We start from the raw sequence: 13156 nt of genomic DNA on the forward strand, positions 1-13156 counted from the left end.
CGGGTGACCGCCGAAGAGGAGACGCTGCCGGTGCTGGCGCCGCCCGCCGAGGTGTCCGCCAACCTGGCTCGGCTCGCCGACACCGTCGCGCGCCTGCGCGGCGAGGTCGACCACGCGCACGCCGTCGCCGACGGCCGAGCGCTGATCGAGCTGGCCAAGGGCGTCCTGATGGAACGTCTGCACTGCACGCCCGCGGACGCCGCCCGGCAGCTGGAGACGTTGGCCGAACGCGCCGGGCTGACGTCGCTCGAGTTCGCCGCGGACGTCGTCGGTGAGGCCGCCGAGGACCGGATCACCGAGGTGACGCAGGAGTTCCTGGCCCGCGCCGAAGGCGAGGAGTCCGTCGCGGTGCGGTTGCGCACGGCCGAAAGCGGCGTGCTGGCGGCGGGGGACACCCAGCGCGTCGCGGAGTCCATCTTGGAGCACGCGCTGCGGCCGCTCGGCGCGAGCGCGGTCGCGGTGTGGCTGGCCGGACCGGACGGGTCCCTGACCCTCGCCGGGTCGGCCGGGTTCTCGGCCGAGGAGGCGGCCCGCTGGCGGTACGTCCCACCCGGCGTCGCGACGCCCGCCCGCAGCGCGCTGCTCGAGCGCGACACCGTCTGGTACCCGACGCTGTCCAGCGCCGGGCTGCCGTCGATCGGGCAGCACACCCTCGCCGAAGGCGGGCGCGTCGCGGTGCCCACCGGGACCGGCGGCCGGATCATCGGCGTCGTCGAGATGTGCTGGCCGGACCCGCTGCCCGCCGAGCCCGGACGACAGCGTCGGCAGCTGGAGGCGCTGGCCGAGTTGTGCGCGCACACGCTCGACACCTGGGACGGCGTGATCGCGCCGGTGGCCGCGGACGGGTCCGGGGACTTCCTCGGCGAGCTGGTGGATTTCGTCGACGGCCTGCACGACCCGGCCGTGCTGCTCTCGCCGTGCCTCGACGGCGGCCGGCTGAGCGACTTCCGCATCCACCACGCCAACGTCCGCTTCGCCGACCCCGGCGGGCGGCCGCGCAGCCGGATCGTCGGCACCCGGCTGCTGGAGACCTACCCGCTGGCGGCCGAGGAAAGCGGCCTGCTCGACATGATCCAGCGGGTCTACGCCACCGGCGAGCCGTTCCGCGCCGAGAGCATGGCGATCACCACCCTGGTCGACCAGGTGCCGCTGACCGTCCTCGCCGACGTCAGCGTGACCCGCTTCGCCGGCAACGTGCTGCTGATCCTGCGGATCCAGGACGACGCCGCGAAGCTCGCGGTGCTGCTGCAGCACGCCCAGCGGCTCGGCCGCATCGGCGGCTTCGAGGAGAACGTCGTGACCGGGGCGATCACCTGGAACACCGAGCTGTTCGCGTTGTACGGGCTGCCGCCGACCGCGACCCCGCTGTCGCTGAACGAACTGGCCGCGCACGCGCACGCGGACGACGCGCAGGGGATCGGCCGGTTCCTGCGCGCGGTGCTGCACCACCGGCGCCCGTCGTCGACGGCGTTCCGGCTGCAGCGCTCCGACGGCGTCGCCCGGTACATCCGGGTGGTCGCCGAGCCGGTCGTGGACAGTCGCGGCGAGCTCGTCGCGGTCCGCGGGGCTTATCAGGACGTTTCGGCGCAGCACTGGACCGAGGTGGCGCTCGCCGCGACGCGGGACAGGCTGGCCGAGACCGAGCAGCAGGCGATCGAGCGCAACCGGCTCACGCTGCAGCTGCAGCACGCGATCATGCCGCCGGCCACCGGCCCGATCGACATGCCGGGCCTGCGCGCCGCGGTCCGCTACCGGCCCGCGGAGAAGGAGCACCTGGTCGGCGGCGACTGGTACGACGCGGTCGCGCTCCCGACCGGCGAGGTGCTGCTGTGCGTCGGCGACGTCGCCGGGCACGGCATCGACGCGGCGACCGGGATGGTGAGCCTCCGCAACGCCCTGCGCGGCCTCGCGGCCACGGGTGCCGGGCCGGCCCAGCTGCTGACGTGGCTCAACCTGGTGGCCTACCACCTGACCGACCACGTGACGGCGACGGCGGTGGCGGCGGTGTACGACCCGGCGCACCGCAAGCTCCGCTGGGCCCGCGCCGGCCACCTGCCCCCGATCGTCCGCCACCGCGACGGCTCGGCGACGACGTTGCCGCTGATCCGCGGGTCGCTGCTGGGCGCGGTACGGGACGTCGAGTACCAGGAAGAGGAGCTCCAGCTCGCGGACGGCGACATCCTGCTGATCTACACGGACGGCCTGATCGAGCGCCGCGACCGCCCGGTGCAGGAGACGGTGTCGCGGCTGGTGACGCTGGTGGAGGGCCACGGCGGCGAGCTGGAGCACCAGCTGGACACGCTGCTGACCTACAGCACGGCCGACACCGACGACGACACGTGCGTGGTGGGCATCGAGGTCACGGCGACACCCTGAACCGCGTCGGCTCGCCCGGCTCAAGGGTTGACGGCCAGCACCAGGAAACCCGCCAGCAGCACCAGGTGCACGCCGCCCTGCAGGCGCGTCGCCCGGCCGGGGACCACCGTCAGGACGCTCACCACGACGGTCAGCGCCAGCAGCACGATCTGCGTCGAACCCAGGCCCAGCAGCAGCTGGACCGGCAGCCACACCGACGCCAGCGCGATCGCCGGGATGGTCAGGCCGATGCTCGCGATCGCCGAGCCGTAGGCGAGGTTGAGACTGATCTGCATCCGGTCGCGCCGGGCCGCGCGCGTGGCCGCGAGGGTCTCCGGCAGCAGGACGAGCAACGCGATCACGACGCCGACGAACGACTGCGGGAACCCGGCCGCGCGCACGCCCGACTCGATCGCCGGGGACTCGACCTTGGCCAGCCCGACCACCGCGACCAGTGCCACCAGCAGGAGCGCGAGGCTGCCCAGCGCGGCCCGGTTGGACGGCGGGTCGGCGTGGTCGTCCTCCTTGACCTCGCCGTCGGCGGCCACCGGGAGGAAGAAGTCGCGGTGGCGCACGGTCTGCGTCAGCACGAAAGTGCCGTACAGCGCCAGCGACGCGACCGCCGCGAAGGCCAGCTGCGCCGGGGAGAACGCCGGACCGGGGGTGCTGGAGGTGAACGTCGGCAGCACGAGGCTCAGTGCGGCCAGCGTCGCGACCGTGGCGAGCGCGGCGCCGCTGCCTTCGGGGTTGAACAGCGTGACGCCGTAGCGGCGTGCGCCGGCGAGCAGCGAGATGCCGACGATGCCGTTGGTCGTGATCATCACCGCGGCGAACACGGTGTCCCGCGCCAGCGAACCGGCTTCCGGGCCGCCGGAGACCATCATCGTGACGATCAGCGCGACCTCGATGACGGTGACCGCGACCGCGAGCACGAGCGATCCGAACGGCTCGCCGACGCGGTGCGCGACGACCTCCGCGTGGTGCACCGCGGCCAGCACGGTCGCGCCCAGCGCGATCGCGACGACCGCCACGAAGACCGGGCCGAGGTCGCGGCCCCAGGCCAGCGCCAGCACGACCACGCCGAGCACCGGCGTGACGGAGGTCCAGGACGTCAGGAAGGATCTCAGCGCGGCGACCATGCCTCCACCCTGGCACACCGGGAGTCACCTCGCGTGGTCGTACGGCGATGCTCACATAGTCCCTTGTGGACGGTCGAGGCCGGCGGGCACCGTGTCGAGGACGTACCGGCGGAAGGTTTCGCTGGGCGGCGGGAGGTTCCGCCCGGCCGCCCAGGCGAGGCCGATGTCGCGGGCAGCGTCCACATCGGTCAGTTCGAGGTGCGGTGCGGGGAACGCGGCCGTGTGCGGCAGCGACACGCCGAGCCCGGCGGTGACGAGCCCGCGCAGTGGTTCGACCTCGTCGCCCTGGTCCGCGGTTCCGTCCGTCAGTTCCGCCTCGAGCCCGGCCTCGCCGTGCTGGCGCAGTTCGAACCGGGCGCCCGGGTGCTCGCGCAGGAACCCCGCTCAGCGGAAGAGCCGGAGCGTCTGCGCGTCCATGCGTCCAGTGTATGGATCTTCAGCCGATCAGGCATTGGACGCATCGATCCGCGCAGAGGAGGCTGGAGGAATGGCAACCGTGGCAGAACAGCTGGTCAGGACCCTGCGGGACGCGGGCGTCGAGCGCATCTACGGGATCGTCGGCGACAGCCTCAACCCGATCGTCGACGCGGTCCGCCGCACCGACGGCATCGAGTGGGTGCACGTCCGCCACGAGGAGACGGCCGCCTTCGCCGCGGCCGCCGAAGCGCAGGTCACCGGCAAGCTCGCCGTGTGCGCGGGCAGCTGCGGGCCCGGCAACCTGCACCTGATCAACGGCCTGTTCGACGCCCACCGCTCCGGCGCGCCGGTGCTCGCGATCGCGTCGCACATCCCGTCGAACCAGATCGGCACCGGCTTCTTCCAGGAGACCCACCCGGATCGGCTCTTCGCCGAGTGCAGCCACTTCAGCGAGGTGGTGGCCGACCCGGCGCAGCTGCCGCGGCTCCTGCGGATCGCCACCCAGGCCGCCGTCGGCAAGGGCGGCGTCGCGGTGCTGACCATCCCGGGCGACCTCGCCGACCGCAAGGCCGCCGGCCCGCTGACCGAACGCCTGCCGCTCGTGACGCCGTCGCCCGCGGTGCCGGCTCCGGAAACCGTCCAGGAGCTGGCGGACCTGCTGAACTCCGGCGAGAAGGTGATGCTCTTCGCCGGCGCCGGTGTCCGCGGCGCGCACGAGGAAGTCATGGCGCTGGCCGAAAAGCTCGCGGCACCGGTCGGGCACTCGCTCGGCGGCAAGGAGTGGATCCAGTACGACAACCCGTTCGACGTCGGCATGAGCGGCCTGCTCGGCTACGGCGCCTGCTACGACGCGATGCACGAGGCCGACCGGGTCGTGTTGCTGGGCACGGACTTCCCGTACGACAAGTTCCTCCCACAGGCGCGCACGATCCAGATCGACCACGACGCGTCGCGGCTCGGCCGCCGGACCCCGCTCGAGCTGGCGGTGCACGGCGACGTCAAGGAAACGCTGCGGGCGCTGCTCCCGCTGCTGCGGCCACGCACGGATCGCGCGTTCCTCGCCCGGATGCTGCGGGAGCACGTGCGGAAGCTGGAGAAGGTCGTCGGCGCGTACACGACGAAGATCGAGCACCGGCGGCCCGTCCACCCGGAGTACGTGGCCTCGGTGCTCGACGAGGTCGCCGCCGACGACGCCGTGTTCACCGTGGACACCGGCATGGGCAACGTCTGGGCCGCGCGTTACCTGACCCCGAACGGCCGCCGCCGCGTGCTCGGCTCGTTCCGGCACGGCAGCATGGCGAACGCGCTGCCGCACGCGATCGGCGCGCAGCTCGCCCAGCCGGGCCGCCAGGTCGTGTCGCTCTCCGGCGACGGCGGGCTCGCGATGCTGATGGGCGACCTGCTGACGCTGCCCGCCTACGACGTCGGGGTGAAGGTCGTGGTGTTCAACAACGCCACGCTCGGCATGGTGAAGCTCGAGATGCTCGTCGACGGCCTCCCGGACTTCGGCACCGACCACGCGCCGGTGAACTTCGCGGCGATCGCGGCGGCGTGCGGGATCTTCGCCGAGCGCGTCGAGGACCCGGCCGACGTCCGCGGCGCGCTGGAAAAGGCGTTCGCCCACCCCGGCCCGGCGGTGGTCGAGGTGGTGACCGACCCGAACGCGCTGTCGATCCCGCCGCGGATCACCGGCGAGATGGTCCGCGGATTCGCCCTCGGCGCCACGAAGACGGTGCTCAACGGCGGCGTCGGCAAGATGGTCGACCTGGCGCGCGCCAACCTGCGCAACGCGCCGCGGCCGTGACCGGAGGTGGCCACCACGTCGTTGTGGTGGCCACCCGCCGGAGTCACGGGTCGGCGACGATGACCCCGGCGGCGGCGAGGTGCTCCAGTGCCGCCACCACCCGGGCCCGGCTCGTCTCGCCCAGCTCCGCGGCGTCGAGCGCGTCGCGGGCGGTGGCGTGCATCGCCAGTGCGCGGACGAACCGGACCACGTCCGGGGCGTCGAGCAGGCACCGCTCCGGGCGCTCGCAGCGGTGGGCGAGCGCCCCGAGCGGCTGCAGCGGGTTCAGCCGGTACGGCGCATCGAGGTCCACTGTGGACACCCGCGGCTAGTCGTGGACGATGACGCCGCGGATGTTCTTTCCGTCCCGCAGGTCCTGGTAACCCTCGTTGACCTGCTCGAGCGGGTACTTGCGGGTCACCAGCTCGTCGAGCTTGAGCTGGCCGGCGTCGTAGAGCCGCAGCAGCCGGACGATGTCGTACTGCGGGTTCGCCGAACCGAACAGCGTGCCCTTGATCGTCTTCTCGAACAGCGTCAGCACGCCGCCGGAGACGTGCACGGTGAGCTTCTCGGGGTTGGCGAGGCCGGTGATGACGACCGTGCCACCCTTCCCGACGACGTTGAACGCCTCGCTGACGACGTCCTCCTCGACGGTGCCGACGGTGATCAGCGCCTGGTCGGCCAGCTGGCCCCAGGTGAGTTCGTTGACCTTCTCCGCGGCTTCGGCCGCGGTGGCGAACGCGTGGGTGGCGCCGAACTTGAGCGCCGCCTCCCGCTTGAACTCGACGGGGTCGACCGCGACGACGTACTTCGCGCCAGCGTGCGCCGCGCCCTGCACGGCGTTGATGCCGATCCCGCCGATCCCGTAGACGACGGTGGTGTCCCCGGCCCGGACGCCGCCGGCGTAGTTCGCGGTGGCCCAGCCGGTCGGCACGCCGCAGCCGACCAGCACGGCCGTCTCCAGCGGCAGCCAGTCGTCGACCTTGACCACCGAGTGCTGCGAGATGGTGGCGCGCTCGGAGAACGTGCCGAGCATGCACATGGCGCCGAAGTCCTGGCCGCCGCCGTGGAAGCGGAAGGTGCCGTCCGGCAGATGACCCTCGAGGATGGTGGCGCCCATGTCGCACAGGTTCTGGCGGCCGGTGGAGCAGTAGCGGCAGGTGCCGCAGTTGGGGATGAAGCTGCAGACGACGTGGTCGCCGGGCTGCACCTTGGTCACACCGGGGCCGACGTCTTCGATGATCCCGGCGCCCTCGTGGCCGCCGATGATCGGGAAGCGCGGCACGAGGTCGTTGTCGATGAGGTGCAGGTCCGAGTGGCACAACCCGGCGGCGGCGTACTTGATGAGCACCTCGCCGGGGCCCGGGCCGTCGAGGTCCAGCTCCATGATCTCGAACGGCTTGCCGGCATCGAACAGTACGGCTGCCTTGGTCTTCACGGCCATCTCCTCCACGTGCGGCGGTGCACCCTTCGTGCTCGATTGTGTGGACCCGCGGGAGTGGTGGAGTGTCCGAATCCCGGACACCGCGAGGTCAGCGGACCCGCAGCGCGCGCATCCGGTTGTAGAGCGTCGAACGGCTGATGCCCAGCTGCTTGGCCGCCCGGACCTTGTTGCCGTCGCACGCGCGCAGCGTCCGGACGATCACGTCGTACTCCGCCTGCTCCCAGCCGCTGAGCGCCGCGCCCGGGGCCGGGTCCGAGCAGCCCGGGGCGATGTCCGACGCGGTCAGGTCGCCCGCCGACCGGCGGTCGGCCGCGTCCGCCAGGACACCCGCCAGCTCGCGCAGGTTGCCCGGCCACTGCTGGGAGCCCAGCAGCTCGAGCGCGCCCGGGGTCAGGCGCAGCGAGTCGCTGAAGCCGCGCAGCAACGCTCGGGCGATCGCCGGGATCTCGTCGCGGCGCTCGCGCAGCGGCGGCAGCTCGATCCGCCGGTGCACGCGCGCCGCGAGCGTCGCCTGTTCGCCGTGCAGCTCCGACGGCGGGCCGCTGAGCAGCGCGAACCACGCCGTCGTCGTGTCCAGCAGCCGGGCCACGCGGACCGCCGCCAGCGGGGGCAGCAGCTGGATGCCGTCGATCACCAGCAGGCCGCGCGCCGCCGCAGCCGCCGTCTCCACCCGCGCGCACCAGCCGGCCTCGCCGTCGACGACGTCGGACGCGTCGAACTCGTGCACCGGCTCGTCGCCGGCGACGACGCGGGCCGCCGTCGTCCGCCCGGCGCCCGGCTCGCCGGAGATCAGCACGCGCCGCCGGGCCCGGCCCGCACCCCGGAGGCGCTCGTCGACCGGCGCGGGGAAGAGGCCGCGCGCGGCCCGCGGGCGCGACACCACCGGGCTCGACGTCCGGACGGGCGCCAGCTCGAACAGCAGCCCCGCGCTCGCCGACACCGCTTCGACGCGCACCTCGACCGGCGTGCCCGACGTCAGCCGGAGCCGGCCGAGGCCACGCTGCGTGCGGGCCAGCTCGCGCAGCAGCCGGTGGTCGGCCGTGTCGACCAGCTCCGTCGCCGCGGTGTTCGCGAGCACGACGTCCTGGCCGAGCGCCAGCACCGCGCACGCCCGGTGCTGCACCGACTGGAACGCGGCCAGCAGCTGCTGCTCGGCCAGCTTCGCGCCGTCGAGCAGCCGGCGTTCGATGTCGGCGACCGCGCGCCGCAGGAACGGCCCGAGCAACGGGTTCGCGTCGCCCGCCGGGCCGGTGATGTCGAGGACGCCGGCCAGCCGCCGCGTCGTCGGGTGCACCAGGGGGTGGCCGTAGCAGGTGAACTGCTTCATGGCTTCGAGGAAGTGCTCGTCGCCGTCGACGGAGACGCCGCGGCGGGTTTCGAACGGCGTGGCGAGGGAGTTCGTACCGGTCCGCTCCTCCAGGAACTGGCAGCCGGGGACCGCGCTGATGTTCTCCAGGGCCAGCTCGACCGACCGCTCGCTGAACCGCCGCGCCACGATCCGGCACTCGTCGTCGGCGAGCACGACGCAGAACCGGGTGCCGGCCAGCTGCCGAGCCAGCTCGTCCAGCACCGGCGAGGCGGCCCGCAGGAGCCGGCTGCGGCTGTCGACGTCGGTGACGTCCAGCCGGTCGACCGCCGACGCCGGGGAGAGCCCGGACAGCTCCGCCCGCCGCCACGACTGCGCGATCTCGGTCCGCAGGTCCACTCGCACTCCTCGTCGAGCCGATCGGTGTCCCCGGGCCTCCATCATCACACGGACCGGGCGCGCGGAGAACCATCGCGGCGAAGTCCGTTGCGGCGCAACGGTTAGGCTCCCCACTCCGGCAGCCGGACGCCGTGCAGGCCGCGGTAGGCCGCGCGTTCGGGCGGGCGCCGGCCGTCGAGCAGGCCGGCACGAGGCTTGAAGACCTCGACGCCGATCGGGTGGCAGACGTCGATCGGGTCGCGGGCGCCCGGCCCCCACAGCGGGATCGACAGGTCGCCGCCCGGGCAGGTGGACAGCGCGCACAGCAGGTCCAGTTCGGCGAAGAACTCGAAGTGGTCACCCGGGCGGGCGGGGCAGGCCTTCATGAAGTACCGGTCCTCGTCGTTGAGGCCGGTGCACTGGAAGACGTTGAGGACGTCGTGCACGTCGAACTCGGTCAGCCCGAACGGCGCGACCGCGCGGACCAGGTTCGAGTGGCAGTGGAAGTCGAAGTCCTCGCCGGTGAGCATCCGGTTGACGTAGGGGTCGCACCGGGTGCCGAGCAGGTCGTGCACGCGGCCGCCGTCCGCGTCCTCGCCGTGGTCCTCGAGGGTGTCGGCGGTGATCGTCGCGAGCGGGCGGAGGAAGGGGAGCGTCGACCAGAGCCGGTCGAAGGTGCTGACGTGGGCACGCTGGAGCTGGCGGGTGCGCGCGGCCCAGAAACGTTCGCGGGGGTCGTCGGCGTTCCACAGGTTGAGGTCGCCGACCTGCGGGCCTTCGACGGTCGTGAGCCGGCAGAGATGGCCGCGCGGCACCCGCCAGGCACGGCCCGAGCGGATCGGGACCTCGAACGCGTCGACGAGCTCCCGGCCGGGCTCTTCGGCGAGCCGCCGGTAGAACGGCCGGTCGACGTCGAGCGCGCGGCCCTGGTAGGCGGCTGGGGGCATCGGGATCTCCCTCGTGCGGCGTGGGTGCCGCTCCAGCATGCCCCGGCTACGCACGGTGGCGCTCGACCACTCGTTCGGCTGCTGGGACGGCGGCGGGTCCGGCTCTTACCGTCGGGGGAGCTGTTTCGTGGGAGGAGTGACCGGCGGTGCTCGTGACCCTCCAGCGCACCGGCGACGAGCGGCGCCTGCCGGCCGCGGCGGAGCACCTCGTGGCGGTGCTGCGTTCGTGGGGCCCGGGCCCCGACCACCTGACGGGCCTGGCGCTGACGGGAATCACGGTCCCGAGCCGCCTCGGCCCCCGCCCGGTGGACGCGCTGGTGTTCACGCGGTCGGGAGTGGTGGTGATCGCGGCGGGGCTTTCGCCCGGAGCGGGGGAGCGAGCCGGAGCCGGCGTGGCGGCGGCAAAGGGAGCCCTGGCGGCTCACGACGGCGGGCGGTACGTGACGGGGCTGGTCGCGGTCGTTCCGGTGATCCAGGGCGACGGGCGTGGGGCGCCGGAGCCGGACGAGACCGGGGTGGCCGCGGTGCCGGACCCGCGCGAACCGGTGGCGGAGTCGCGTTGGCGCGGCGGGGCGGAATCCGCTCGGCGTGGGGCAGATGCGGGCGGGTCCGAGTCGGAGCGGGCTTGGCGTGGGGTGGGGTCGGCGGGTCGCGCGCCGGATCAGCGTGGTGCGGATCGGGGTGGGCTCGAGTCGGATCAGGCTTGGCGGGGGGTGGACTCGGTGGGTCGCGCGCCCGACGAGAGGCAGCAGCCTGGGGCGGATGCAAGTGGGTCTGCGTCCGAGAGGGCTTGGCTTGATGCGGGTTCGCCGGATCAGGCGCAGCTTGACGCTGACGCAGGCAAACCTGGGCCGGGACCCGCGCCGGAGCAAGCCTGGCGTGAGCCGGGGCCGGCCGACTCCGATCTGCCCTGGCTCGACGCCGGGGGCTTCCCCGGTGTCGCCGTCGTGCTCGCTGATTCGCGGGGGCTTCGGCGGATCATCGGGCAGCACAACCGGTGGCGGACCGTCTGGTCGGCCGACGACGTCCTCGACGCCTGCTACGCCCTTTCCCTCGCTCATCTCGCCCCACCTCGGGCCGCGTTGCTCGCCGACGGGTTTCCCGTCCGGCTTCCAGCCTTCGAGCGGGTGCCCGAACTGCCCGCCGTCGTGGCCCTTCCCTCTGAGCCGCCGCCCCGGGTCGAGGACGATCCCGGGCCGCGGGTCCGGGTGTCGCGCGGGCAGGCCGTCCCGCGGCCGCGGCCGATCCGGCAGGTGCCGTGGGGCTTCTGTTCGTGCTGGTCCTGCTCGTCACCGTGGGCGTGATCGCCGCCGTGTTCGTCGCGCAGGTCTTCCACGGCTCGTAAGGTTCGCGCCAACTAGGCCATCTGCACCGTTTCCCCGCCGCGTCGCCTGGGCACTTCCCGGTAGACGTGAAAGGGGTTCACGATGCCGCGCACCCGAGCGCTCGTCCTGCTGGCCGTCCTCACGGGCGCTTGTCTCACCGCCTGCAAGGTGCCCGACGTGTCCGCGTCCGGGGCCGGGTCCCAGCCCGCCGGGACGGCCGCCGCGGCGCCGGTCGCTCCCGGCGAGGCACGGGCCGAGCTGGCGCGGCTCAAGATCGCCGTGCGCGGCACCACCGACGGCTACAGCCGCGACAAGTTCCCGCACTGGGACAAGGTCGACGGCGCCTGCGACACGCGTGAGCAGGTCCTCAAGCGCGACGGCAAGGACGTCACGACCGGCGCCGACTGCGCCCCGAAGTCCGGCACCTGGGTCAGCCCGTACGACGGCGAGACCTGGCACCAGGCGTCCGATGTGGACATCGACCACCTGGTCCCGCTCGGCCAGGCCTGGGTGAGCGGCGCGAAGTCGTGGACCCAGCAGCGCCGGGAGCAGTTCGCGAACGACCTGATCCGTCCGCAGCTGCACGCCGTCACCGACAACCTCAACGAGCAGAAGAGCGACAAGGCGCCGGACCAGTGGAAGCCGCCGCTGGTCTCCTACTGGTGCACTTACGCCACCGACTGGATCGTGGTCAAGAGCAACTACGGCCTCACGATCACCGTCCCGGAGAAGACGGCGCTGGCCGGCATGCTCGACCACTGCTGACCTCAGCCGAGCGTCCGCGCCGCGGCCACCGCCTGCCCGGCGTACGACCGTCCGAACAGGACGGTGTGCACGAGCAGCGGGAACAGCTGGTGCAGCCCGATCCGCCGCTCCCAGCCCTCGGCCAGCGGCGCGACCTCGTCGTACGCGCCCAGCACGCGGTCGAGGTGCGGGCAGCCGAACAGGTGCAGCATCGCCAGGTCCGTCTCGCGGTGCCCGCCGTGGGCGGCCGGGTCGATCAGCCACGCCTCGTGCCCGTCCCACAGGACGTTGCCGGTCCACAGGTCGCCGTGCAGCCGAGACGGCGGTTCGGCCGACGCCGGGATCCGGCCGCAGGCGCGCTCGAACAACGCCGCTTCGGCCGCGTCGAACGTGCCCGCGTCGACCGCCTGCCGGACGTAGGGCAGGACGCGGTCCGACGCGTACCAGGAAGCCCAGTCGTCGCCGGGAACGTTCGCCATCGGCGCCCGGCCGATCCACGCGTCGGCGGGCCCGCCCGGGGGAGCCGCGCCGAACGCCGGGGCCCCGGCCGCGTGCAGCCGCGCCAGCTCCCGGCCGAGCCGCTCGGCCGCGGCCGCCGAAGACCGCCCCGGCGGGACGCGGTCGACCACCAGCCAGTCGTCGTCGTGGCCGGCCACGGACGGCACCGGAACGGCCTCCGCCGACGCCAGCCAGCGCAGGCTCGCGGCCTCGGCCGCGGTCGCGCCCGGCGCGTGCCCGCGCTTGACCACGACGACGCGGCCGTCGTCCAGGACGGCTTCGCGGAGGTCTCCCGGCATCGGGCGCCACTCGGCGACGGCGTGCCCGGTGAGCCGGGCCACGGGCTCGGTCATGTCCCGCACGGTACCGGCGCGCTACGGTGTCCGCCGGAGGGTGCGACGGTGACGGTGCGGGTCCAGGAGTTCGAACGGGTGCTGACGGCGCTGGCGGAGGTCCAGCGGTCGGAGGCACGCGACTATTCGTCGTTCAGCGTGCGCGGCAAGCGGTTCGGCTACTACTGGCCGCGAACCCGCACGGTCGGGGTGAAGCAGACGATCTCCGAGCAGCTGGCGCTGGTGTCCGAACGCCCGGACGTGTTCGAGGTCCAGTTCACCGCGGGCGGCTTCGGCTGGGTCGTGGTGTACCTCGACAAGATCGACGCCGACGAGCTGGCCGAGCTCGTCTACGAAGCCTGGCGGTTGTCCGCCCCGGAGGACCTCGTCGCCGAGGTCCCCTTCACCAGGATCGCCCGCGCGTAGCGCAGGGCGGACCGCCACGGTGTCGCGGGAAGGCCGTTCCCCGTCCAGTCCCCGGACTGGCG

General features: G+C 73.4%; 12 protein-coding genes. 5 read left to right on the forward strand and 7 right to left on the reverse strand.

The features are described from left to right. Window positions 1-3: 3 nt before the first annotated feature. Window positions 4-2376 (forward strand): SpoIIE family protein phosphatase, encoded by a 2373-nt coding sequence (locus OG738_RS33450; RefSeq protein ID WP_329047098.1) that lies wholly within the window; start codon window positions 4-6, stop codon window positions 2374-2376. A 20-nt stretch (window positions 2377-2396) separates the two neighbouring features. Here the strand turns inward: OG738_RS33450 and OG738_RS33455 are convergent, their stop codons facing one another. Both OG738_RS33455 and OG738_RS33460 read right to left on the reverse strand, forming a co-directional pair. Beyond that, complete coding sequence (locus tag OG738_RS33455; RefSeq protein WP_329047100.1) at window positions 2397-3494, reverse strand: calcium:proton antiporter; 1098 nt, start codon at window positions 3492-3494, stop codon at window positions 2397-2399. Window positions 3495-3545: 51 nt separating this feature from the next. Further along, on the reverse strand, window positions 3546-3731 hold the full coding sequence (locus tag OG738_RS33460) for a hypothetical protein (RefSeq protein ID WP_329047102.1): 186 nt from the start codon (window positions 3729-3731) through the stop codon (window positions 3546-3548). Window positions 3732-3981: 250 nt separating this feature from the next. Here OG738_RS33460 and OG738_RS33465 point away from each other — a divergent pair, with 250 nt between their 5' ends. Then, window positions 3982-5715: a pyruvate dehydrogenase gene (locus OG738_RS33465; protein WP_329047104.1), complete on the forward strand. Its 1734-nt coding sequence runs from the start codon at window positions 3982-3984 to the stop codon at window positions 5713-5715. A 43-nt stretch (window positions 5716-5758) separates the two neighbouring features. Here the strand turns inward: OG738_RS33465 and mftB are convergent, their stop codons facing one another. The 4 genes from mftB to OG738_RS33485 all read right to left on the reverse strand — a co-directional run bounded on the left by mftB (window position 5759) and on the right by OG738_RS33485 (window position 9769). Continuing rightward, entirely contained in the window at window positions 5759-6007 is a 249-nt protein-coding gene (gene mftB, locus OG738_RS33470) for a mycofactocin biosynthesis chaperone MftB (protein WP_329047106.1), read from the reverse strand. A gap of 15 nt (window positions 6008-6022) precedes the next feature. Beyond that, the gene (locus OG738_RS33475) at window positions 6023-7132 is read right to left on the reverse strand and encodes an NDMA-dependent alcohol dehydrogenase (protein WP_329047108.1); all 1110 of its coding nucleotides are present in this window, start codon (window positions 7130-7132) and stop codon (window positions 6023-6025) included. 94 nt (window positions 7133-7226) lie between these two features. After that, the gene (locus tag OG738_RS33480; RefSeq protein WP_329047110.1) at window positions 7227-8843 is read right to left on the reverse strand and encodes a sigma-54-dependent Fis family transcriptional regulator; all 1617 of its coding nucleotides are present in this window, start codon (window positions 8841-8843) and stop codon (window positions 7227-7229) included. Window positions 8844-8944: 101 nt separating this feature from the next. Then, window positions 8945-9769, reverse strand: coding sequence for an urea carboxylase-associated family protein (locus OG738_RS33485; protein WP_329047112.1), 825 nt, complete (start codon window positions 9767-9769; stop codon window positions 8945-8947). A gap of 146 nt (window positions 9770-9915) precedes the next feature. On the opposite strand from OG738_RS33485, the gene OG738_RS33490 reads away from it, so the two are divergent. Both OG738_RS33490 and OG738_RS33495 read left to right on the forward strand, forming a co-directional pair. Next, window positions 9916-11073, forward strand: a complete 1158-nt coding sequence (locus tag OG738_RS33490; RefSeq protein ID WP_329047114.1) for a hypothetical protein — start codon at window positions 9916-9918, stop codon at window positions 11071-11073. Window positions 11074-11196: 123 nt separating this feature from the next. Then, on the forward strand, window positions 11197-11859 hold the full coding sequence (locus tag OG738_RS33495; protein ID WP_329047116.1) for an HNH endonuclease family protein: 663 nt from the start codon (window positions 11197-11199) through the stop codon (window positions 11857-11859). Window positions 11860-11861: 2 nt separating this feature from the next. Here the strand turns inward: OG738_RS33495 and OG738_RS33500 are convergent, their stop codons facing one another. Then, window positions 11862-12689, reverse strand: a complete 828-nt coding sequence (locus OG738_RS33500; protein ID WP_329047118.1) for a fructosamine kinase family protein — start codon at window positions 12687-12689, stop codon at window positions 11862-11864. A 48-nt stretch (window positions 12690-12737) separates the two neighbouring features. Between OG738_RS33500 and OG738_RS33505 the strand changes: the two genes are divergently transcribed. Then, window positions 12738-13094 (forward strand): MmcQ/YjbR family DNA-binding protein, encoded by a 357-nt coding sequence (locus OG738_RS33505; RefSeq protein ID WP_329047120.1) that lies wholly within the window; start codon window positions 12738-12740, stop codon window positions 13092-13094. The last annotated feature ends 62 nt before the right edge of the window (window positions 13095-13156 follow it).

The sequence above is a fragment of the Amycolatopsis sp. NBC_01488 genome (assembly GCF_036227105.1).
GTDB lineage: Bacteria > Actinomycetota > Actinomycetes > Mycobacteriales > Pseudonocardiaceae > Amycolatopsis.

Bases quoted from the DNA above. Each gene is read 5' to 3' on its own strand.
- OG738_RS33455 (WP_329047100.1), bottom strand. From the start codon at position 3,494: ATGGTCGCCGCGCTGAGATCCTTCCTGACGTCCTGGACCTCCGTCACG.
- OG738_RS33465 (WP_329047104.1), top strand. From the start codon at position 3,982: ATGGCAACCGTGGCAGAACAGCTGGTCAGGACCCTGCGGGACGCGGGC.
- OG738_RS33485 (WP_329047112.1), bottom strand. From the start codon at position 9,769: ATGCCCCCAGCCGCCTACCAGGGCCGCGCGCTCGACGTCGACCGGCCG.
- OG738_RS33495 (WP_329047116.1), top strand. From the start codon at position 11,197: ATGCCGCGCACCCGAGCGCTCGTCCTGCTGGCCGTCCTCACGGGCGCT.
- OG738_RS33500 (WP_329047118.1), bottom strand. From the start codon at position 12,689: ATGACCGAGCCCGTGGCCCGGCTCACCGGGCACGCCGTCGCCGAGTGG.